This window comes from Streptomyces sp. NPDC096339, assembly GCF_044762985.1.
Lineage (GTDB): Bacteria > Actinomycetota > Actinomycetes > Streptomycetales > Streptomycetaceae > Streptomyces.
The window spans coordinates 270278-290645 of sequence record NZ_JBIWFI010000005.1 but is presented as its reverse complement, the minus strand read 5'-3'; the positions used below and the strand labels follow the sequence as shown (position 1 = coordinate 290645).

At 72.4% G+C, this 20368-nt stretch carries 21 protein-coding genes and 1 pseudogene; 18 read left to right on the top strand and 4 right to left on the bottom strand.

The window, feature by feature from the left end; genetic code table 11:
• The 10 genes and pseudogenes from ACIQ5Y_RS11450 to ACIQ5Y_RS11405 all read left to right on the top strand — a co-directional run.
• Positions 1 to 582, top strand: a pseudogene (locus ACIQ5Y_RS11450) (IS200/IS605 family accessory protein TnpB-related protein); the annotation flags it as partial.
• A gap of 208 nt (positions 583 to 790) precedes the next feature.
• Positions 791 to 1561 carry a hypothetical protein gene (locus ACIQ5Y_RS11445; RefSeq protein ID WP_403878177.1) on the top strand — a complete coding sequence of 257 codons (771 nt, stop codon included), beginning with the start codon at positions 791 to 793 and terminating at the stop codon, positions 1559 to 1561.
• Positions 1562 to 1669: 108 nt separating this feature from the next.
• Positions 1670 to 3517 (top strand): glutamine--fructose-6-phosphate transaminase (isomerizing), encoded by a 1848-nt coding sequence (gene glmS / locus ACIQ5Y_RS11440; protein WP_403878174.1) that lies wholly within the window; start codon positions 1670 to 1672, stop codon positions 3515 to 3517.
• 29 nt (positions 3518 to 3546) lie between these two features.
• On the top strand, positions 3547 to 3915 hold the full coding sequence (locus ACIQ5Y_RS11435; RefSeq protein ID WP_403878171.1) for a holo-ACP synthase: 369 nt from the start codon (positions 3547 to 3549) through the stop codon (positions 3913 to 3915).
• A gap of 26 nt (positions 3916 to 3941) precedes the next feature.
• Positions 3942 to 5339, top strand: a complete 1398-nt coding sequence (locus ACIQ5Y_RS11430) for an NAD(P)H-hydrate epimerase (RefSeq protein WP_403878168.1) — start codon at positions 3942 to 3944, stop codon at positions 5337 to 5339.
• A 181-nt stretch (positions 5340 to 5520) separates the two neighbouring features.
• Complete coding sequence (locus ACIQ5Y_RS11425) at positions 5521 to 7416, top strand: FG-GAP-like repeat-containing protein (protein ID WP_403878166.1); 1896 nt, start codon at positions 5521 to 5523, stop codon at positions 7414 to 7416.
• A gap of 119 nt (positions 7417 to 7535) precedes the next feature.
• Positions 7536 to 8675 (top strand): alanine racemase, encoded by a 1140-nt coding sequence (gene alr, locus ACIQ5Y_RS11420; protein ID WP_403878163.1) that lies wholly within the window; start codon positions 7536 to 7538, stop codon positions 8673 to 8675.
• On the top strand, positions 8620 to 9888 hold the full coding sequence (locus ACIQ5Y_RS11415) for an alpha/beta fold hydrolase (protein ID WP_403878161.1): 1269 nt from the start codon (positions 8620 to 8622) through the stop codon (positions 9886 to 9888). The genes alr and ACIQ5Y_RS11415 overlap by 56 nt, the downstream gene beginning before the upstream one ends.
• Positions 9836 to 10441, top strand: coding sequence for a tRNA (adenosine(37)-N6)-threonylcarbamoyltransferase complex ATPase subunit type 1 TsaE (gene tsaE, locus ACIQ5Y_RS11410; protein WP_403878158.1), 606 nt, complete (start codon positions 9836 to 9838; stop codon positions 10439 to 10441). Before ACIQ5Y_RS11415 ends, tsaE begins: the two co-directional genes overlap by 53 nt.
• A 138-nt stretch (positions 10442 to 10579) precedes the next feature.
• Positions 10580 to 10804, top strand: a complete 225-nt coding sequence (locus ACIQ5Y_RS11405) for a hypothetical protein (protein WP_403878155.1) — start codon at positions 10580 to 10582, stop codon at positions 10802 to 10804.
• A gap of 34 nt (positions 10805 to 10838) precedes the next feature.
• On the opposite strand, the gene ACIQ5Y_RS11400 is transcribed toward ACIQ5Y_RS11405, so the two are convergent.
• Positions 10839 to 11399 carry a hypothetical protein gene (locus ACIQ5Y_RS11400; protein WP_403878152.1) on the bottom strand — a complete coding sequence of 187 codons (561 nt, stop codon included), beginning with the start codon at positions 11397 to 11399 and terminating at the stop codon, positions 10839 to 10841.
• A gap of 146 nt (positions 11400 to 11545) precedes the next feature.
• On the opposite strand from ACIQ5Y_RS11400, the gene tsaB reads away from it, so the two are divergent.
• Genes tsaB through ACIQ5Y_RS11375 form a run of 5 tightly spaced genes read left to right on the top strand, consistent with a single transcriptional unit; the run spans position 11546 to position 14781 of the window.
• Entirely contained in the window at positions 11546 to 12208 is a 663-nt protein-coding gene (gene tsaB / locus ACIQ5Y_RS11395; protein ID WP_403878148.1) for a tRNA (adenosine(37)-N6)-threonylcarbamoyltransferase complex dimerization subunit type 1 TsaB, read from the top strand.
• 29 nt (positions 12209 to 12237) lie between these two features.
• Positions 12238 to 12744, top strand: a complete 507-nt coding sequence (gene rimI / locus ACIQ5Y_RS11390; protein ID WP_403878231.1) for a ribosomal protein S18-alanine N-acetyltransferase — start codon at positions 12238 to 12240, stop codon at positions 12742 to 12744.
• Positions 12737 to 13864, top strand: a complete 1128-nt coding sequence (gene tsaD / locus ACIQ5Y_RS11385) for a tRNA (adenosine(37)-N6)-threonylcarbamoyltransferase complex transferase subunit TsaD (RefSeq protein WP_403878146.1) — start codon at positions 12737 to 12739, stop codon at positions 13862 to 13864. The genes rimI and tsaD overlap by 8 nt, the downstream gene beginning before the upstream one ends.
• Positions 13861 to 14130, top strand: a complete 270-nt coding sequence (locus ACIQ5Y_RS11380) for a hypothetical protein (protein ID WP_384595217.1) — start codon at positions 13861 to 13863, stop codon at positions 14128 to 14130. Before tsaD ends, ACIQ5Y_RS11380 begins: the two co-directional genes overlap by 4 nt.
• 33 nt (positions 14131 to 14163) lie before the next feature.
• Complete coding sequence (locus tag ACIQ5Y_RS11375) at positions 14164 to 14781, top strand: hypothetical protein (RefSeq protein ID WP_403878143.1); 618 nt, start codon at positions 14164 to 14166, stop codon at positions 14779 to 14781.
• A gap of 68 nt (positions 14782 to 14849) precedes the next feature.
• Here ACIQ5Y_RS11375 and ACIQ5Y_RS11370 read toward each other — a convergent pair whose 3' ends face one another.
• The gene (locus tag ACIQ5Y_RS11370; RefSeq protein ID WP_403878141.1) at positions 14850 to 15257 is read right to left on the bottom strand and encodes a VOC family protein; all 408 of its coding nucleotides are present in this window, start codon (positions 15255 to 15257) and stop codon (positions 14850 to 14852) included.
• A 207-nt stretch (positions 15258 to 15464) separates the two neighbouring features.
• Complete coding sequence (locus ACIQ5Y_RS11365; protein WP_403878138.1) at positions 15465 to 16673, bottom strand: methyltransferase domain-containing protein; 1209 nt, start codon at positions 16671 to 16673, stop codon at positions 15465 to 15467.
• A gap of 269 nt (positions 16674 to 16942) precedes the next feature.
• Here ACIQ5Y_RS11365 and ACIQ5Y_RS11360 point away from each other — a divergent pair, with 269 nt between their 5' ends.
• From ACIQ5Y_RS11360 to ACIQ5Y_RS11350, 3 genes are read left to right on the top strand one after another with little or no spacing between them, the layout of a single operon-like run.
• Positions 16943 to 17815 (top strand): polysaccharide deacetylase family protein, encoded by an 873-nt coding sequence (locus ACIQ5Y_RS11360; protein WP_403878136.1) that lies wholly within the window; start codon positions 16943 to 16945, stop codon positions 17813 to 17815.
• Positions 17812 to 18708: a polysaccharide deacetylase family protein gene (locus tag ACIQ5Y_RS11355; protein WP_403878133.1), complete on the top strand. Its 897-nt coding sequence runs from the start codon at positions 17812 to 17814 to the stop codon at positions 18706 to 18708. The genes ACIQ5Y_RS11360 and ACIQ5Y_RS11355 overlap by 4 nt, the downstream gene beginning before the upstream one ends.
• A gap of 25 nt (positions 18709 to 18733) precedes the next feature.
• Positions 18734 to 19249, top strand: a complete 516-nt coding sequence (locus tag ACIQ5Y_RS11350; RefSeq protein ID WP_403878131.1) for a YcxB family protein — start codon at positions 18734 to 18736, stop codon at positions 19247 to 19249.
• A gap of 3 nt (positions 19250 to 19252) precedes the next feature.
• Here ACIQ5Y_RS11350 and ACIQ5Y_RS11345 read toward each other — a convergent pair whose 3' ends face one another.
• The gene (locus ACIQ5Y_RS11345) at positions 19253 to 20302 is read right to left on the bottom strand and encodes an aldo/keto reductase (RefSeq protein WP_403878228.1); all 1050 of its coding nucleotides are present in this window, start codon (positions 20300 to 20302) and stop codon (positions 19253 to 19255) included.
• Between the last annotated feature and the right edge of the window lie 66 nt (positions 20303 to 20368).

Below are 20368 nucleotides of genomic sequence, written 5' to 3'. Positions count from 1 at the left end.
CGCCACGCCCTCACCCGCCCCCTCAACTGGGCCAAGACATGCGGCGTCAAAGCCATCGCCGTCGAGGACCTCGACTTCACGACGGAGAAGACGAGAGAGAGGCACGGCGGCAAGCGCCGGTTCCGGCAACTGATCTCCGGCATGCCCACCGGCCGCCTGCGCGCCCGCCTGACCTCCATGGCCGACCAGACCGGCATCGCGATCATCGCCGTCGACCCCGCCTACACCAGCAAATGGGGCGCCCAACACTGGCAAAAGCCCCTCACCACGAACCGCAGGAAGACCACCCGACACGATGCCGCGAGCATCGCGATCGGCAGGCGCGCCCAAGGGCACCCGGTCCGGCGACGGACGGCACCGCCCCCTGCTCACCGGAGCGATGAGCAGGGGCATCGGACCGTCCAGGCCCCACCGGGCACCCTTGGGCGTGAGGAAACCCGCCCCCGCGTTCCCGGACCGCGCACACGATGCGCAGGGCCCGGACACGGAGCGAAAGCGGGAGACCAGCGTGCCCAACACCGTCCGGGGCACACGGCTGAGCATGAGTTCTGGCAACAGAAATCACTCCCGCTCAGTCTTTAGGAACGGTTGTGCTGCGGTGGGTACCGGGTCGGTCGCCTTGTGGTCTCGCCGCGGTCACGATCGGCGGCGCGGCCGAAATGAGTCCGAATGGGTGATCCTTTTGCCGGTACATTGCCGGATACCGCAGTTCTGAAGCGCGCCCCGGCCCTGCCGGCGGCGCCGCTCCTGCTGTCTTCGTCCTGTTCGCGATTCCTGGGGGAGATCCTTCGTGCGCACCGCTCTCGTCCGTCGTACCGTCCTGACCGCTTCCGCCGTGTCCCTGGCGCTGCTGGCCACCGCCTGCGGCTCCGACAAGGCGGACGACAAGAAGGCGGACGCCAAGCCGTCCGCCGCCGCGACCTCGGCGGCCCCGGCCGCCAAGGGCAAGACGGACGGGGACCTGGCCAAGGTCCTGATCGGCCAGGCCGACCTCGCGGACCACACCTTCAAGGAGGCCTCGACGACCGAGGCCGCCGCGGCCACCACCGTCACCAGCGACAAGGCCGAGTGCAAGGTGCTCTCCCAGGCGCAGGCCTTCGGTGTGGCCGGCACGCCCACCGGGACCGCGCGCACCAAGGTCATCGCCACCCCGAAGGCCCCCGCCGAGGGTGCCTCGCCGGAGGAGAAGGCGAAGGCGGCCATGGGCGCCCTCGGTTCCACGGTCACCGCGCTGACCCTGGCCTCGTACGACGGCAAGGGCGCCGAGGAGGCGTTCACCGCCGCCAAGACCGCGAGCCAGAAGTGCGCCGGCGGCTACGGCGTCACCCAGCTGGGCGACACCGGCAAGGTCACCAAGGTCGCCCCGGGCGCCGCTGTCACCGGCGGTGACGAGGCGCTGGCCCTCACCATCGAAAGCGATGTCGACGGAGAGAAGGCGACCAACCAGCTGGTGTTCGTCCGCAAGGGCAACACCGTGGCGACCTTCTCCTCCGCGAGCATCTCCGGCACCGCCGAGCAGCCGAAGGCCGTCATCGACGCGCAGGCCAAGAAGCTCGGCTGAGCCCCGCTCGACGAGCCGTCAAACCCGCTCCGGCGCATGCGCCGGAGCGGGTTTTTCGTCTTGTTCGGGTACGGGGCAGACGGCCGGAGACGGCGTACGCTGCGGCCTATGTGCGGAATTGTGGGTTACGTGGGAGCGCAGTCGGCGCTCGATGTGGTCATCGCCGGACTCAAGCGGCTGGAGTACCGCGGCTACGACTCGGCCGGAGTCGCCGTGCTCTCCGACGGGGAGCTGGCGTCCGTCAAGAAGGCCGGGAAGCTCGTCAATCTGGAGAAGGAGCTGGTCGGGCACCCGCTGCCGGCCGGTTCCACGGGGCTCGGGCACACCCGGTGGGCGACCCACGGCGGGCCCACCGACGTCAACGCCCACCCGCACCTCGACAATTCGGGGCGCGTGGCCGTCGTGCACAACGGCATCATCGAGAACTTCGCCCAGCTCCGCGCCGAACTCGCCGAGCGCGGGCACCGGCTGGAGTCCGAGACCGACACCGAGGTCGTCGCGCACCTGCTGGCGGAGCGGTTCGCGGCCACCGGGGACCTCGCCGAGGCCATGCGGCAGGTGTGCCGGCGGCTGGAGGGCGCCTTCACCCTGGTCGCCGTGCACGCGGACGTGCCGGACGTGGTGGTCGGCGCGCGCCGGAACTCCCCCCTGGTGGTGGGCGTCGGAGAGGACGAGAACTTCCTCGCCTCCGACGTGGCCGCGTTCATCGCCCACACCCGCTCCGCGATCGAGCTGGGGCAGGACCAGGTCGTCGAGCTCCGCCGCGACGGGGTCACGGTGACCAACTTCGACGGTTCGGAGGCGTCCGTGCGGGCGTACCACGTCGACTGGGACGCCTCGGCGGCCGAGAAGGGGGGTTACGACTACTTCATGCTCAAGGAGATCGCCGAGCAGCCGAAGGCCGTCGCCGACACCCTCCTCGGCAGGATCGACGCGAGCGGCTCGCTGAGCCTGGACGAGGTGCGCATCCCCGTCTCGGTGCTCAGGGAGGTCGACAAGGTCGTGATCGTGGCGTGCGGTACGGCGTACCACGCGGGCATGATCGCGAAGCTGGCCATCGAGCACTGGACCCGCATCCCGTGCGAGACGGAGCTGGCGAGCGAGTTCCGCTACCGCGACCCGATCCTCGACCAGCGGACGCTGGTGGTCGCGATCTCGCAGTCCGGCGAGACCATGGACACCCTGATGGCGCTGCGGCACGCGCGCGAGCAGGGGGCCAAGGTGTTGGCCATCTGCAATACGAACGGGTCGACGATCCCACGTGAATCGGACGCCGTGCTGTACACGCACGCCGGTCCTGAGGTGGCCGTCGCCTCGACCAAGGCGTTCCTGACGCAGCTGGTGGCCTGCTACCTGGTCGCGCTGTACCTCGGGCAGGTCCGCGGCACCAAGTGGGGCGACGAGATCCGGGCCGTGGTCCGGGAGCTGTCGGACATCGCAGCGGCCGTGGACACCGTCCTGGAGACCATGGAGCCAGTACGGAAGCTCGCGCGCTCCCTCGCCGACAAGAACACCGTGCTGTTCCTGGGCCGGCACGTCGGCTACCCGGTGGCGCTGGAGGGCGCGCTCAAGCTCAAGGAGCTGGCGTACATGCACGCCGAGGGCTTCGCGGCGGGCGAGCTCAAGCACGGGCCGATCGCGCTGATCGAGAAGGACCTGCCGGTGGTGGTCGTCGTCCCGTCGCCGCGCGGGCGCTCCGTCCTCCACGACAAGATCGTGTCGAACATCCAGGAGATCCGGGCGCGCGGGGCGCGGACCATCGTGATCGCGGAGGAGGGCGACGAGGCGGTCGTCCCGTACGCCGACCACCTGATCCGGATCCCGGTGACGCCGACGCTGCTCCAGCCGCTGGTGGCCACGGTGCCGTTGCAGGTCTTCGCGTGCGAGCTGGCGACCGCGCGCGGGAACGAGGTGGACCAGCCGCGTAACCTCGCGAAGTCGGTGACCGTGGAGTGAGCGAGAAGTAAGTAAGTGGGGCTGTCGTTGTGATTATCGGCGTCGGGATCGACGTGGCGGAGATCGAGCGGTTCGGTGAGGTGCTGGAGCGGACGCCGAGAATGGCGCAGCGCCTCTTCCTCGACTCCGAGTTGACGCTGCCGAGCGGCGAGCGGCGCGGAATCGCCTCGCTCGCCGCGCGGTTCGCCGCCAAGGAGGCCCTGGCCAAGGCCTTGGGCGCGCCCGCCGGCCTGCTGTGGACCGACGCCGAGGTGTACGTGGAGGACAGTGGGCAACCCCGGCTGCGGGTGTCGGGCACGGTGGAGGCACGGGCTACGGCGTTGGGTGTGAAGTCCTGGCACATCTCGCTGAGCCACGACGCCGGTATCGCCTCCGCCGTGGTGATCGCCGAGGGGTAGCGGGTGTTTTCGGGCAGGCTGGTGCCATGCGTACTGCTTACAGCGTGGAGACCGTACGGGGCGCCGAGCGGGAGTTGATGGCCCGGCTGCCGGAAGGCGCCCTGATGCAGCGGGCGGCGACCGGACTGGCCGCCGTCTGCGCGGGGCTGCTCGGGCGGGTGTACGGGGCGCGGGTGGTGCTCCTCGTCGGGCCCGGGGACAACGGCGGCGACGCGCTGTACGCGGGCGCGCGGCTGGCCCGCCGGGGCGCCGGGGTGACGGCGGTGCCGATGGATCCGGCGCGGATGCACCCGGGCGGCCTGGCGGCGCTGCGGGCCGCCGGGGGGCGGGTGGAGGAGTCGGTCCCGGCCCGGGCCGACCTGGTGCTGGACGGGCTGCTCGGCATCGGCGGCCGCGGCGGGCTGCGGCCGGCGGCGGCCGCTCTGGCCGGGCGGATCCCGGCGGGTGCGGTGGTGGTGGCGGTGGACCTGCCGAGCGGGGTCGACGCCGACTCCGGGGAGGTGGCGGGGGCGGCCGTCACGGCCGACGTCACCGTGACCTTCGGGGCGTACAAGCCCGGCCTGCTGATCGACCCCGGGGCCTCGCGGACGGGCGCGGTGCGGCTGGTGGACATCGGTCTGGAACTGCCGTCGCGCCCCGACGCGGAGGCCTTGCAGCACGCGGACGTGGCGGAGCTGCTGCCGGTGCCGACGGCGTCGAGCGACAAGTACCGGCGGGGCGTGGTCGGGATCGTCGCCGGGTCCGCGCAGTACCCGGGCGCGGCGGTGCTGGCCGTGGCGGGAGCGCTGCGCGGCGGCGCGGGCGCGGTGCGGTACGTGGGACCGGCCGCGGACGCGGTGCTGGCCCGCTTTCCGGAGACGCTGATCGGGCGGGGCCGGGTGCAGGCGTGGGTGGTCGGGCCGGGTCTGGGGGAGGGGCGCGGCGGTGAGGTCGCGCGGGTGCTGGCGCAGGACGTGCCCGTACTGGTCGACGCGGACGGGCTGCGCGGGTTGGACGCGGGGGCGCTGCGGGCGCGGACGGCCCCGACGCTGCTGACCCCGCACGCGGGCGAGGCGGCGGCGCTGCTGGGGGTCCCGCGGGAGTCGGTGGAGGCGGGGCGGCTGGCCGCCGTACGGGATCTGGCGGGGCGTTACGGGGCGAGCGTGCTGCTGAAGGGCTCCACGACGCTGGTCGCCTCCGATGGTTCGGGCGCGCCCGTGCGGGTGAACCCGACGGGGACGCCGTGGCTGGCCACCGCGGGGAGCGGGGACGTGCTGTCCGGGCTGGCCGGGTCCCTCCTGGCGGGGGGCCTCGCGGCGCGGGACGCGGGTTCGGTCGCGGCGTACCTCCACGGGCTGGCGGCCCGCCTCCGCGGGGGCCCCCTCCTGGCCCAGGACGTGGCCGACTCCCTGCCGGCCGCCTGGCACGACACGACCCGGCCGTAGCCCCGCGGCGCCCCGAGCGTCGACGGGGCCGGGTTGGGGCGGCGTTGTGTTTTGATCAAGGTCCGGGGTCGGAGCTGCCTTCGCGGCCGCCCGGAGGACCGTCTCGCACCTGCCCCGTCGTACGGCAGGTGCGGAGCGGCCGAGCACTGCCACCAGGGGAGGGGTTTTGGGGAATTTCAGGGTGTCCGGAACGCGGCGTGGAGCCACCGGCTTCGTCGTCGCGATGGCCGCCGCCGCGTCCTTGCTGAGCGCAGGAGCGGCGCAGGCGGACGAGGTCGTGCCGTCGCCGCCGAAGGCGGATGAGCTGCGGGTGATCTCCTGGAACATCTGCGGTGAGGCGGGTGGGGAGCGTGGGAACAAGGATCGTCCGGGCTACTGCCCGCACCGCAATGAACCGGCGCTGAAGATGAAGGCGATCGCCGATCTCGCCAAGAAGCAGCAGGCCGATGTGGTGATGCTGCAGGAGGCCTGCGGGTACACGCAGCAGCCGTCCTCCGGAGTCAGGGAACTGAGCCACCAGTGGCTCCTGGAGGCCGAACTCCCGGGCTGGACGATCGTCCACGCGGTCGGCGACCGGGGAGCGCGCGACGAGAACGGGAACCTCCTCACCGACTGCCGTACCTCCAAGACCGCCCCGGCACTCGGCGGTGACCTGGGGGTGCTGCTCGCGGTCAAGGGCGCCGTGCCCCGCGAGGCCTTCCAGTCGTTCGGGACGGCCCCGGCGACGCTCGGGGCGGAGGACTTCGCGTCGCTGCCCGCGGCCAAGCAGCCGACCGCCGCGAAGATCGCCTCGCTGTCCGGTCTCAAGAGGCCCGCCCTCTGCGTCCGCAAGGAGGGCTGGCCGGACAAGATCTGCACCGCGCACCTCCTCGCCGGCAGCGAGGGGACGCCCGAGAGCGTCGTCCGCGGGATGCAGGCCCAGGAGATCCGCACGAGGCTCGGGGCGGAGTTCGGCTCCGGTCTGGTCATGGGCGGGGACTTCAACGCGCGGGAGACCGACCCCTCCCTGGCCCCGATCGCCGGAGGCCTCGCGCGCTACGTGAACGACGAGGACACCCATCTGGGCTGGGCGGCACCGGTCGCGATCGGCCAGCCGGGCACGCCGGTGCCCCACCGGTACGACCACGTCTTCGCCAGTAGGCAGAACCGGTTCACCTCCGTCGAGGTCGACGAGTCACTGATGGACCGGACCGACCCCTACACCGTGGTGGAGGAGCCGGACGGCGTCTTCTCGGACCACGCCGCCGTCATCACCACCGTCCGCCGCGTGCCCGGGGACCTGAACGGTGACGCCCGGCCCGACCTCCTCGGCGTCGACGGCAACAACCGGCTGCGCCTGTACCCGGGCGACGGCACGGGCGGCCTCGGTGCGTCCGTCCTCATCGGCACGTCCGATTGGGCGGGTGCCTCGGTCACCCACCGCGGGGACTGGACCGGTGACGGGACGGAGGACATCGTGGCCCGGGTCGGCGGCGAGGTGCGGCTGTTCCCGAACCCGGGCGACGGCAGGATCTCCGGCCACACCGTGCTGGCGACCGGACTGCCGGCGACGGCGAAGATCGTCGCCGTCGGTGACGCCACCGGCGACGGCTTCCCCGACCTCGTGGCCCAGTACGGGGACGGCCTCCACCGCTACGACGGCGTCCCCGGTACGGCAGCGGGTGCGCCCGTTTCGCTGAAGGCCCCCGTCAACCTGGGCACCGGCGGCTGGGACGGGATGACCCTGACCGCGCCTGGTGACGCGGACGGTGACGGCCGTGTCGACCTGCTGGCCCGCCGCAAGTCGGACGGCAAGTTGTGGTTGTACCACGGCCGGGACGGCGGCAGCTTCGGCAGCACCGGTACCCGTACGCAGTTCGGGAGCGGCTACACCGAGGGCAACCGCCCCCGCATCGCGGGCGGCGCCGACGCCAACGGTGACGGCGTCGCCGACATGTGGGCGACCACGGGCGACGGCCGGCTGCTCTTCTATCCGGGCGGTACCGACGCCACCGGCAACGCGGTCGACCTCACACCCGGCAGCTCTCCGGTCGAGGTGGCGGCCACCGGGTGGTCCGGCATCGGATCCATGGGCTGAGAGAGCCCGGCCGGCGGCGGGGCGCCCGAGGTGATCCTCGGGTCCCCGCCCCGTCGCGCACACGCCCGGGGCGGAGCCTTATACGAGACGCCAGGTCGGGCTCTGAGAGACTGGGGGCGATGAACGAGACAGCCACGCGCGTGTACGCCGAGATCGATCTTGATGCCGTACGGGGGAACGTGCGCGCTCTGCGCGAGCGGGCGCCCCGGGCCGAGGTGATGGCCGTGGTCAAGGCGGACGCCTATGGGCACGGCGCCTTGCCCTGCGCGAAGGCCGCCCGGCAGGCCGGTGCGACCTGGCTCGGCACCGCCACCCCCGACGAGGCGCTCGCCCTGCGCGCCGCCGGCGTCGAGGGGCGGATCATGTGCTGGCTCTGGACCCCCGGCGGGCCCTGGCGGGAGGCCATCGAGGCCGATGTCGACGTCTCCGTCAGCGGGATGTGGGCGCTGGACGAGGTCCGTGAGGCCGCCCGCGCCACCGGCCGCACCGCGCGCATCCAGCTCAAGGCCGACACCGGCCTCGGCCGCAACGGGTGCCAGCCCGCCGACTGGGAGGAGCTGGTCACCGCGGCCGTCGCCGCCCAGGCCGAGGGCACCGTGAACGTCACCGGCGTCTGGTCGCACTTCGCCTGCGCCGACGAGCCCGGACACCCGTCGATCCGGCTCCAACTCGCCGCGTTCCGCGACATGCTCGCGTACGCCGAGAAGGAGGGCGTCGACCCCGAGGTCCGGCACATGGCCAACTCGCCCGCCACCCTCACCCTCCCCGAGTCCCACTTCGACCTGGTGCGCCCCGGCCTGGCCGTCTACGGGGTCTCGCCCGCCCCCGAACTCGGCACCCCCGCCGAGCTCGGACTGCGGCCCGCGATGACCCTCAAGGCCTCCGTGGCCCTGGTCAAGACCGTCCCGGCCGGGCACGGGGTCAGCTACGGGCACCACTACGTCACCGAACGCGAGACCACTCTCGCGCTCATCCCGGCCGGCTACGCCGACGGCGTCCCGCGCCACGGCTCCGGGGCCGGCCCGGTCCTCGTCGGCGGCAAGATCCGCACGGTGGCCGGGCGCGTCGCCATGGACCAGTTCGTGGTCGACCTGGGCGGCGACCGCGATGTCCGCGTCGGCGACGAAGCCGTCATCTTCGGGGACGCGGAGCGCGGTGAACCCACCGCCGAGGACTGGGCTCAGGCGGCACACACGATCGCGTATGAGATCGTCACCCGTATCGGTGGCCGAGTGCCCCGGGTGTACCTCGGCGGCTGAGCGGAGTGAGGGCGGCGGCGTGAGCGAGAACTGGCGCAAGGCCGGCTGGGCCGGGGCCGCGATCGGCGTGATGGCCGCGGGCGCCGCGGCCGGTGTCGCGGTCGAACGGATCACCGTCGGGCGGGGCATGCGGATGAAGGCGCGCCTCGCGCTCGACGCCGCCGGGGACTACGGGTCCCTGCGCGGGACGGAGGGGATCTGCCGCGCCGAGGACGCCACCGAGCTCCACTACGAGATCGACGAGCTCCCCGGCGACCCCAAACCGGCCCGGTCACGGCTGCGGCGCAAACCCGCGCCCCAGCCCACCGTCGTGTTCTGCCACGGCTACTGCCTCTCCCAGGACTCCTGGCACTTCCAGCGCGCCGCCCTGCGCGGGGTGGTCCGCGCCGTGTACTGGGACCAGCGCAGCCACGGCCGCAGTGCCCGCGGCCTGGCCCAGGCGGACGGCGAGCAGCTGACCATAGACCAGCTCGGGCGTGACCTGAAGGCCGTGATCGACGCGACCGCACCCGAGGGCCCGCTGATCCTGGTGGGTCACTCGATGGGCGGAATGACCATCATGGCGCTCGCCGACCAGTACCCCGAGCTCGTGCGGGAGCGGGTCGTCGGCGTGGCCCTGGTCGGTACTTCCAGCGGCCGGCTCGGCGAGGTGACGTACGGGCTGCCCTCCGTCGGCGTGGGAGCCGTACGCCGGCTGCTGCCCGGGGTGCTCAAGGCGCTGGGCTCGCAGGTCGAGCTGGTGGAGAAGGGGCGCCGGGCCACCGCGGACCTGTTCGCCGGAATGATCAAGATGTACTCGTTCGGCTCGAAGGACGTGGACCCGGCCGTCGCGCGCTTCGCGGAGCGGCTGATCGAGGCCACCCCGATCGACGTGGTCGCGGAGTTCTACCCGGCCTTCCAGACCCACGACAAGACCGAGGCGCTCCAGCGCTTCGCGGACCTGCCCGTCGTCGTCATGGCCGGGGACAAGGACATGATCACCCCGCCCGGGCACAGCACGGCCATCAAGGAGGCGCTGCCCGGCGCCGAACTGGTGCTCCTGGAGTCCACCGGGCACCTGATGATGCTCGAACGCCCGGAGACCGTGACCCTGCTGCTCATGGAGCTGCTGGCCCGCACCGGGGCGGTGACGGTCCCGGTAGCGACTAACGTTGGCCCGCATGGAAGAAGTACCGCTGGAAGCACAGCGCAGCCAGGCAGCACCGGCACCTGAGGCCGGGCACTCCGAGGGCACGGAGGGTGGCGCGAGCCGCACGGAGGCCCGGATCACCGTCGACTCCCCGGACGCCATGCAGGACCTGGGCCGCAGGATCGCGGGGCTGCTGCGCCCCGGCGACCTCGTCCTGCTGACCGGCGAGCTGGGCGCCGGCAAGACCACCCTGACGCGTGGGCTCGGCGAGGGCCTCGGCGTGCGCGGGGCCGTGACCTCGCCGACCTTCGTCATCGCCCGCGTACACCCCTCTGTGACCGGCGGACCGGCGCTGGTGCACGTGGACGCGTACCGCCTGGGCGGCGGGCTGGAGGAGATGGAGGACCTGGACCTCGACGTCTCGCTGCCCGAGTCCGTGATCGTCGTGGAGTGGGGCGACGGCAAGGTGGAGGAGCTCTCCGACGACCGGCTGCACGTGGTGATCGCGCGCGCGGTCGGCCACGAGGAGGTCCTGGACGACGTCCGGGAGGTGTCCGTGCGCGGGATCGGGGCGCGCTGGGCCGCCGGTGGCGGGGTCGAGGCGCTCGCCGGAGCCCTCGGAGCCGTCTCGGAGTAGGCGTACCGGTTCGGAGCAAACGTACCGACAACCCGTCGGCAAGATATTGCGCTCGCGGCAGCGCTCGTGATGACATGGTATCGAGCGTTCCTTAGGTATGCCTAAGTTCGGCGTCCCCGGGCCCAGGAGGCAGCAGCCATGTCGGCACCAGCAGGAGCACCGCGCGACCCCCGCGATCCCCGCCCCTCCACGTCCGGGCCCGCCTCCGGCTCCACCTCCGCCGTGTCCATGCGGGCGCTGCTCGCCGCTGGAGCGGCCGCCACCGCCGTCTCGACGCCGCCCGCGCGGGCCGGCGTAGCGGACGCGGACGAGCCGGAGGGCGGCGTACGCGAACAGGCCGCTCCGGAGTCCGAAGCGGCCTGAGTCACACGTATGGGTGAACCTGCGGGTGGGCCTGTCACGGCATGACGACGACCTTCGAGCCGATCGTCGCGAAGGCCCACATCGCGTCGCCGTCGGCGCGCGCCATGCGGATGCCGCCGGTCTTCTTGTTCGGGTCGGGCTGCGGAATCGCGCCGTCCACACGGGCGCTGAAGCCGACCGCGGTGCCCTCCGTGGTCGCGAACCGCACGACGTGTTCGATCGGCACCCCGTCCGAACCGGTGACCGTGCCCGAGCGCGAGCCGACCGTGTACGTGCCGGCCTTCGGGTGCACCGTGCTCGGCATCACCACGAACGACTTCGGCGGCTGCCCGTCCGGTCCCACCAGCCACACCCGCTTCTGGCCCACCGAGTACACGACGCGCGTACCGGACCCGGAACCCTCGGGAACCGGCACCGGCTTCGCCGGGTCCTGCTTCGCCGCGGACGGGCTCGGGGCGGGCGAAGGCTGCTGCTGCGGGGCCGCCTTGGGGGGATGCGCGGGGGCCGTCGCCGAGGCCTGGTAGCCGAGGAACCCGACCGCGGCGATCGCCGCGGCGGTGAGCCCGGCCACGATTCCCGAGCTGCTGGTTGCCACCTTGCTCCACCTCTCCGATCCGACCCGTCACCCGGACCGGCCAACTGCACCGAACACCGGACCGACACCTGCGTCGAAAGGTAGCAGCCGGGCCGCCGTTCGACCGGCCGCAAGGGCCGGGGCCGCGGGAGTCGTAGGCTGTTCGCGTGCTCTTGCTCGCTGTAGATACCGCCACGCCCGCCGTCACCGTCGCCCTGCACGACGGCGAGTCCGTCCTCGCCGAGTCGAACCAGGTCGACGCCCGCCGACACGGGGAGCTGCTGCTGCCCTCCGTGGACAAGGTCCTCGCCGAGGCCGGGGTGAAGCTCGAAGCCGTCACCGGCATCGTCGTCGGCGTCGGTCCGGGCCCCTACACGGGCCTGCGCGTCGGCCTCGTCACCGCCTCCACCTTCGCGACCGTACTGGGCGTGCCCGTGCACGGCCTGTGCACCCTCGACGGCCTCGCCTACGCCGCGGGGGCCGCAGGGATCGAAGGCCCCTTCGTCGTGGCCACCGACGCACGGCGCAAGGAGGTCTACTGGGCGCGCTACGAAGACCCGCGCACGCGCGTCGGAGAGCCCGCCGTGGACCGCCCCGCCGACATCGCCGACCAGGTCGCCGGGCTGCCCGCGGTGGGCCAGGGCGCGCTCCTGTACCCGGACGTCTTCACCGGCGCCCGGGAACCCGAGCACCAGTCGGCCGCCGCGCTGGCCTCGCTGGCGGTGGAACGACTGGCGGCGGGAGAGGAGTTCCTGCCTCCGACGCCGCTGTACCTGCGCCGGCCCGACGCCCAGGTGCCGAAGAACTACAAGGTGGTCACCCCGCAGTGACCCCGGCGACCCCCCACACGCTGCGCGAGATGCGCTGGTGGGACATCGCGCCCGTGCTCCGGCTGGAGCACGAGCTGTTCCCCGACGACGCCTGGTCCGCCGGGATGTTCTGGTCCGAGCTCGCCCACGCCCGCGGCCCGCATTCCACGCGCCGCTACGTCGTCGCCGAGCTTCCTCCTGACAGCGGCTCCGCCGCGGGCTCCTCCGGCCGGCTCGTGGGATACGCGGGACTGGCCGCCTCCGGGGACCTGGCCGACGTGCAGACCATCGCCGTCGCCCGCGACCAGTGGGGGACCGGCCTCGGCGCGAGGCTCCTCACCGAGCTGCTGCGCGCCGCCACCGCCTTCGAGTGCGCCGAGGTGCTGCTGGAGGTACGGGTGGACAACACCCGCGCCCAGAAGCTCTACGAGCGCTTCGGCTTCGAGCCGATCGGCTTCCGGCGCGGCTACTACCAGCCCGGCAACATCGACGCGGTCGTCATGCGACTGACCGACCCCGCACAAGCACGAACTGAGAGCAGTGAGAGCAATGGCTGACGAACCGCTCGTCCTCGGCATCGAGACTTCCTGCGACGAGACCGGCGTCGGCGTCGTCCGCGGCACCACCCTGCTCGCGGACGCGATCGCGTCGAGCGTCGACGAGCACGCCCGCTTCGGCGGCGTCGTGCCCGAGGTGGCCTCCCGCGCCCACCTGGAGGCGATGGTCCCCACCATCGACCGCGCCCTGAAGGAAGCCGGCGTCAGCGCCCGCGACCTCGACGGCATCGCGGTCACGGCCGGTCCGGGCCTCGCCGGCGCGCTGCTGGTGGGCGTCTCGGCGGCCAAGGCGTACGCGTACGCGCTGGGCAAGCCGCTCTACGGGGTGAACCACCTCGCCTCGCACATCTGCGTGGACCAGCTGGAGCACGGGCCGCTGCCCGAGCCGACGATGGCCCTGCTGGTCTCCGGCGGGCACTCCTCGCTGCTGCTGGCCCCCGACATCACCTCCGACGTCCGGCCGCTCGGCGCGACCATCGACGACGCCGCGGGCGAGGCCTTCGACAAGATCGCGCGCGTGCTGCAGCTGGGCTTCCCCGGCGGCCCGGTCATCGACCGGCTCGCGAAGGAGGGCGACCCGAAGGCGATCAACTTCCCGCGCGGGCTCACGGGGCCGCGCGACGCGGCGTACGACTTCTCCTTCTCCGGGCTGAAGACGGCCGTCGCCCGCTGGATCGAGGCGAAGCGGAACGCGGGCGAGGAGGTCCCGGTGCGCGATGTCGCGGCGTCCTTCCAGGAGGCCGTGGTGGACGTGCTGACGCGCAAGGCGATCCGGGCGTGCAAGGACGAGGGCGTCGACCACCTGATGATCGGCGGCGGCGTGGCGGCCAATTCCCGGCTGCGTTCGCTCGCGCAGGAGCGGTGCGACGCCGCGGGGATCATCCTGCGGGTGCCCCGGCCGAAGCTGTGCACGGACAACGGCGCGATGGTGGCCGCGCTGGGCGCGGAGATGGTCAAGCGGAACCGGGCGGCCTCGGACTGGGACCTGTCGGCGGACTCCTCCCTCCCGGTGACGGACCCGCACGTGCCGGGGACCGGGCACGCGCACGGCCACTCGCACGGCCACGGCCACGATCACGACCACGTGCACGAGCTGAGCAAGGACAACCTGTACTCGTGAGCACCGTCGCCCTGATGTGGGAGGCCCGGGCCGCCGACGGCCGGGGCAACGAGCTGCTGGAGTGGGCGCGCGCCCAGGTCCTCGCCCGGGAGCCGGTGCGCCGCGAGGTGTTCCGGGCCCCGCAGGACCGGGTGCTCGTCATCACCTGGTGGGAGACGCCCGAGGGGGTGGCGGCCCAGCTCCCGGAACTCCCGGAGCCCGCCGCCGACTTGATCACTCGGGCGGTCCACCGCTGGCGCTTCGAGTCGGTCGAGACCACGCCGTAGGGGTTCGCGGACGGTGCGGATATGGTCATGTGCATGCCTCGCAGCGCCCTGCCGCCCCTGCCACCGCCCGCGCACCTGCGCCCCTGGCTGGACGACGCCGTCCTGCGGGCCGACCGCGCACGGTTCCTGACCGATCTGAGCCGGCGCAGCCTCGGCATCGGGCGGCTGCTGCTCCTGTGGGCCGTCGCGGCCGTCTTCGTGCTCGGCTGGACCTTCGTCGGCATGGCCTGGATGGACGTGGAGCGGCACGAGTTCTTCTCGTACGTCCACGGCCTCATCTACACCGTGCTCGGCGTGGGCGTGCTGATCCCCGCCGTGTTCTGGCTCGTCCGGGGCATCCGGCAGGACCGGCAGGTGCGGCAACTGCTGCACGCCTGGGTGGAGTCGGACCGGGATCCGGCCGCGGACGCCAGGCTCCGGGCGCCCGGGCTGAGCCTGGTCTGGCTGCTGGCCTCGTTCGCGCTGGGCGTCCTCGGGCTGTGGGTGGCCTTCGGCGCCGCGGCCTCGGCCGGCCCGAGCCGCACGACGTCCGGCGAGCTCGCCTACATCATGGGCACGGGCCAGATCCTGTGGATCACGGGCCTGCTGGGCCTCGCCAAGGCGGTCGTCCACTACCGCTGGGCGGTACGCGCCTTCCGCTCACGGAACTAGGGCCCGTCGTCACGTTCCCGCCTGCCCCGCGACGGGCCCTGGGGCCCGTCGTCTGCGTCGCCGCGTACTCAGGACGCCAGGTTCAGCTGCCAGGAGACTCCGAAGCGGTCGTTGACCCAGCCGAACCGGGCGCTGAACCCGTACGACCCCACCGGCATCAACTCCGAGCCCTGCTCGGCGAGGGCCGCGTAGAGCCGGTCGAGCTCGGCCGCGCTCTCGCACTCCACGAAGAGCGACATGGCCGGGGTGAAGCCGAAGCCGTGCTTGACGTGGCTGTCGATGCACTTGAACCGCTGCCCGGCGAGCGCGAACGTGGCCACCTTCACCGTGCCCGCCTCGCCCGGCCCGTCGGCGTCGTAGCGGCTCATGTCGATGACCTCGCCGTCGTCGAACAGCGAGGTGTAGAAGGTCATCGCCTCCTCCGCCCGGCCCTCGAACATCAGGAACGTGGTGATCTTCTGCGGAGCCGAGGCCATGGTGGCTGCCTTCCGGTGGCGGTGTGACGTACGGGTCTCGCGACCGAGGCTAGGACACGGGTACGACACCGCCCCCGCGGCTCACGGGGCGAGGCCGAGGGCGCCGCCCGCCAGGGCCTCCCGGCGGGCGACGTCCACACCCGCCCCGAGCCGCACGGGAGGCGGCCGGTCGACCGGGGCCGCACGGGAGGCGGCCGGTCGGCCGGGTCAGCGCGCGGGCTCCGCCGCAGGCGCCACGGCAGGCGGTACGGCCGGGGCGCCGATCAGCATCGAGGGGGCGCCCGCCACCCGCGTCAGGAACACCGTCGCCGAGTTCGGCCCCTGCGGCTTGACCTTCTTGCGCAGTTCCTCGGGCTCGATCGCCGACCCGCGCTTCTTCACGGTCAGGACACCGACCCCGCGCTCGCGCAGCAGAGCCTTCAGCTTCTTCAGCCCGAAGGGCAGCACATCGGTGATCTCGTACGCGGTCGCGTACGGCGTCGCGCGCAGCTCGTCGGCGGTTACATAGGCGATGGTCGGATCGATGAGCCGGCCGCCCAGCTGCTCGGCGACCTCCGCGACGAGGTGCGCGCGGATCACGGCGCCGTCGGGCTCGTACAGCCAGCGGCCCACCGGCCCCGCCTCCGGATCCGGCAGCGGATCGGCGGTGTGCAGCCCGCGCGGCCCGGGCAGCAGGGTGGCGCGCACCGTACCGGGCGCGGTGCCGAACCAGAGCACGGCCTCCTTCACGTCGCCCTGGTCGGAGATCCACTCGGCCTCGGCCTCCTCGGGCACGGCCTCGTGCGGGATCCCGGGGGCGATCTTGATGGCGGCGCACTTGGCGCCCCTGGCGGCTTCGACGGCCCAGGACAGCGGGGGCGAGTAGGACTCGGGGTCGAACACCCGGCCCCGTCCGCCGCGCCGGGCGGGATCGATGAACACGGCGTCGAACCCGGCCGTGTCCACCTCCGTCACATCGGCCTCCCGGACCTCGATCAGGTCGGCCAGCCCCAGCGCCTCGGCGTTGGCCCGCGCGACGGCGCAGGTCAGCGGGTCGCGGTCCACGGCGAGCACGCGGATGCCGAGCCGGGCCAGCGCGAGCGCGTCCCCGCCGATGCCGCAGCACAGGTCGGCGACGCTGCGAACGCCGAGGTCGGCCAGCCGCTGCGCGCGGTACGAGGCCACGGAGGCGCGGGTCGCCATCTCGCCGCCGCCGGAGGTGAAGTACATCCGGAAGGCGTCCTCCGCGCCGAACTTCGCCACCGCGCGCTGCCGCAGCCTGGCCTGCCCGAGTGCGGCCGAGACCAGCCCGGCGGGGTGCTCGCGGCGCAGCCGGGTGGCCACGGCCAGTTCCTGGGCGGGGTCGTAGTCGCGGAGCGAGTCGAGGAGGGCGCGGCCCTCGGGGGTGAGGAGGGCGGCGAAGTCTTCGGGGGTCACGCCTCCATTGTCGGCGACGGCCTGTGCGCCGGCCTGTGCGCCCGACCGGTGCGCCCGGCCGGTGCGCCCGGCCGCACGGGCGGCCGTACGGGCCCGGCTGTGGGCCACTCGAAGGAAGCTCGGGGGAAGGTGGGCGGCCCGTCGCGGTGTCTTCCCGGGAGGCCGCTCCGCGGGTGCCAGTATGCGCAGCTATGCAGCTAGTCGGACAAAAGGAAGATAAGGCGCAACACGGTCACCGGCGCGCGGCGATCCCGCACGGCCGGTTCGGGGTGGCACTGGCCGCCCTGCTCGTCGCCGCCCTCGGGACGGCATGCGGCTCCGCGGACTCCGGCGAGGCGGAAAAGGTGGGGAAGGCCAAGACCGCCAAGGGTGCCGAGGGCGCGGCCGGTGCCGTCGTCTCGCAGGCGGAGCAACTGAAGGCGGCCCAGCAGGCGCGCGTCGCCGCGGCGAAGAAGTGGCGCCTGGCCAAACCGCCGCTCACCGCCCCGGCGGCACCGAAGACGAAGCCCGAGATCACCACCCGCGACGGCTTCGAGGTGGAGGACCAGGAGAACCTGCCGCCGGTCTTCACCACCGTTCCGACGGAGGACAAGGTCGTCTTCCTGACCATCGACGACGGCGCGGAGAAGGATCCCGAGTTCCTGAAGATGATGCAGGAGCTGAAGATCCCGTACACGGCCTTCCTCAGCGACTACCTCGTGCGCGACAACTACCCGTACTTCAAGCAGATGCAGGCCGCGGGCGTCACGCTGAACAACCACACGCTCAACCACCGCTACATGCCGGCGCTCTCGTACGAGAAGCAGCGCGAGGAGATCTGCGGTCAGCAGGACACCATCCAGAAGGAGTTCGGCAAGCGCCCGACCCTCTTCCGGCCGCCGTACGGCAACTACAACCAGGACACGCTGAAGGCGGCGAAGTCCTGCGGCATCAAGGCCGTCCCGCTGTGGAACGCCGAGGCGTTCACGAACCGGATGGACTACCGGGAGTGGGACCGCGATCTGCACCCCGGTGACATCATCCTCACGCACTTCCGCGGTAAGGAGGACTGGAAGGGCACGATGCCTGACATGATCCGTCATGTCATGAAGACCGTCACGGACAAGGGATATGCCGTGGCACGGCTGGAGGATTATCTGTGAAGCACGCGCGCCGGTTCGTAGCCGGGACGCTGGCGGCCGGCGCGCTCGCGCTGTCCCTTGCGGGGTGCGGGGACAGCGTGGACCCCATCGAGCGGCTGGGCCGCAAGACGGCGGAGGAGAAGCCGGGGGCGAAGGAGACGGCGGCCGCCGGCTCGTCCGCCCCGGCGTCCCCGGGTACGGCCGGTGCGACCGGCGCCTCGGACGACGCGTACAAGAAGTGGGGCCTGACCGCACCCCTCCAGTACGCGCCGAAGCCCGCCCAGAAGCCGCAGATACCGAAGGCGGCCCCCGGCAAGGTCCCGGTGATAGACCGAATACCCGTCCCGGCCGACGACAAGGTCGTCTTCCTGACCTTCGACGACGGCGCCGAGAAGGACCCCGAGTTCCTCAAGATGGCGGCCGACCTGAAGCTGCCGATCAGCATGTTCCTGACGGACAACGTGGCCTCGTCCGACTACGGCCACTTCGAGAAGCTCCGCGACAACGGCTCCGCGAGCACGATCAACAACCACACCCTGACCCACCCGAACATGCGGACCCTCTCCTACGAGGCGCAGAAGCGCGAGATATGCGGCCAGCAGGAGCACTTGGAGAAGCGCTTCGGCAAGCGCCCACCGCTCTTCCGCCCGCCCTTCGGCAACTACAACGACGACACCCTCCGGGCCGCCTCGGAGTGCGGAGTCTCGTCCATGGTGCTGTGGAAGGTCTCGATGCAGATCAACAACTTCCAGTACGCCGAGGGCTCCGCCCTCAAACCGGGCGACATCATCCTGGCCCACTTCCGCGGCCCCTCCGAGCTCAAGGGCTCGACGGAGATCCAGATGACGACCCGCATGCTCCAGCGCATCCAGGAACAGGGCTACCGCATAGGCCGCCTGGAGGACTACCTCTAGGCCCGGAGCATTAGGCTCCGCTCCTGTGGACGACATATCCGAGAACACCGTCACCGTCACCGGCTCCCTGACCCGGGACGAGTACGACGAAGCCGTCAAGGCCGCCGGACTGTTCCGGCGAGGCCGGGTCGTCGTGGTGCTCGGCACCGTTCTCCTCGCTGCTTCCGGCGTTTCGCTCTCCGCGCATGGCGGAACCCTGCACGCGGTCCCGCTCTGCATCGCCGCCGTCTACGCGCTCCTCGGACTGGTGGTCCTGCCAAGGCTGTTGGCGGCCCGGGGATTCCGACGCGGCCGGTGCGCAGAGGAGAAGCGCACCACGGTCGACGAGGCGGGCGTCACCGTGACACGGGGAGGAGAGACGACGCGCGTCGCCTGGGACGAGATCCGCTGGTACCACGAGACGCCCCGACTGCACGTGTTCGTGGGGCGTTCGGGCGGCAGGACCTGCCTGCTGGTCATGCCCAAGCGGCTGTTCGCCGGCCCGGCCGAGAGCGAGCGCTTCGGCGTGATCGCCCACGCCCAGGCCGGCGACGGACACTAGGGCCTAGCCCGCGGAGCGCTCGGTGAGGGGGCGGCGACGGCGGCTCGGGTCGGTCAGGGACTGCGGCTGCCAGACGCCGTCCGGGTGGTAGAGGTTGGTGCCGGGCGGCACGATCTCGTCGATCCGGTCCAGCGTGGCGTCGTCGAGCAGCAGGTCCGCTCCCTTGAGAGCGGCCTCCAGCTGCTCGGCCGTGCGCGGACCGATGATCACCGAGGTGACGGCCGGGTGGGCGAGCGGGAAGGCGAGCGCGAGCTCCGGCACGGTACGGCCGATCCCCTCCGCCACCCCGGCGAGCTTCTCCACGGCCTCCAGCTTGGCGACGTTCCCCGGGATCGCCATGTCGAAGCGCGCGGGGTGCAGCGCGGCGCGGCCGGTGGTCATGTCGATGTCCCGGCCCAGCCGGTGCCTGCCGCTCAGGAAGCCGGAGGCCAGCGGGCTCCACGTCAGCACTCCCATCCCGTGGCGCTGGGCGGTGGGCAGCACGTCCCGCTCCACGCCGCGCGCGAGGATCGAGTACGGCGGCTGCTCCGTGCGCGGACGCGGCAGCGCGCGGCGCTCCGCGACGTGGTGGGCCTCGGCGATCTGCTCGGCGGGGAAGGTGGAGCAGCCGAAGGTCCGGATCTTGCCGGCCCGGACCAGGTCGCCCAGGACCGACAGGGTTTCCTCGATGTCGGTCGAAGGGTCGGGACGGTGCACCTGGTACAGGTCGATCCAGTCGGTGTCGAGGCGCCTGAGGCTGTCCTCCACGGCCCGAGTGATCCACCGGCGGGAGTTGCCGCTCCGGTTGCGGCCCTCACCCATCTGGAAGTGCACCTTGGTGGCGAGCACGACGTCGTCGCGGCGCCCCTTGAGCGCCTTGCCGACGATCGTCTCGGACTCGCCGGCGGAGTACATGTCGGCGGTGTCCACGAAGTTGACGCCCTGATCGAGGGCGGTGTGGATGATCCGTACGCAGTCGTCGTGATCGGGGTTGCCCACCGCGCCGAACATCATCGTCCCGAGGCAGTACGCGCTCACCTCGATGCCGGTCCCACCCAGGTTTCGGTATCGCATGGTCATACCAGCGGAGCCTAAGAGCTGGAGCGCGCTCCAGGTCAACCCCGGAACCGGTACGGCGTC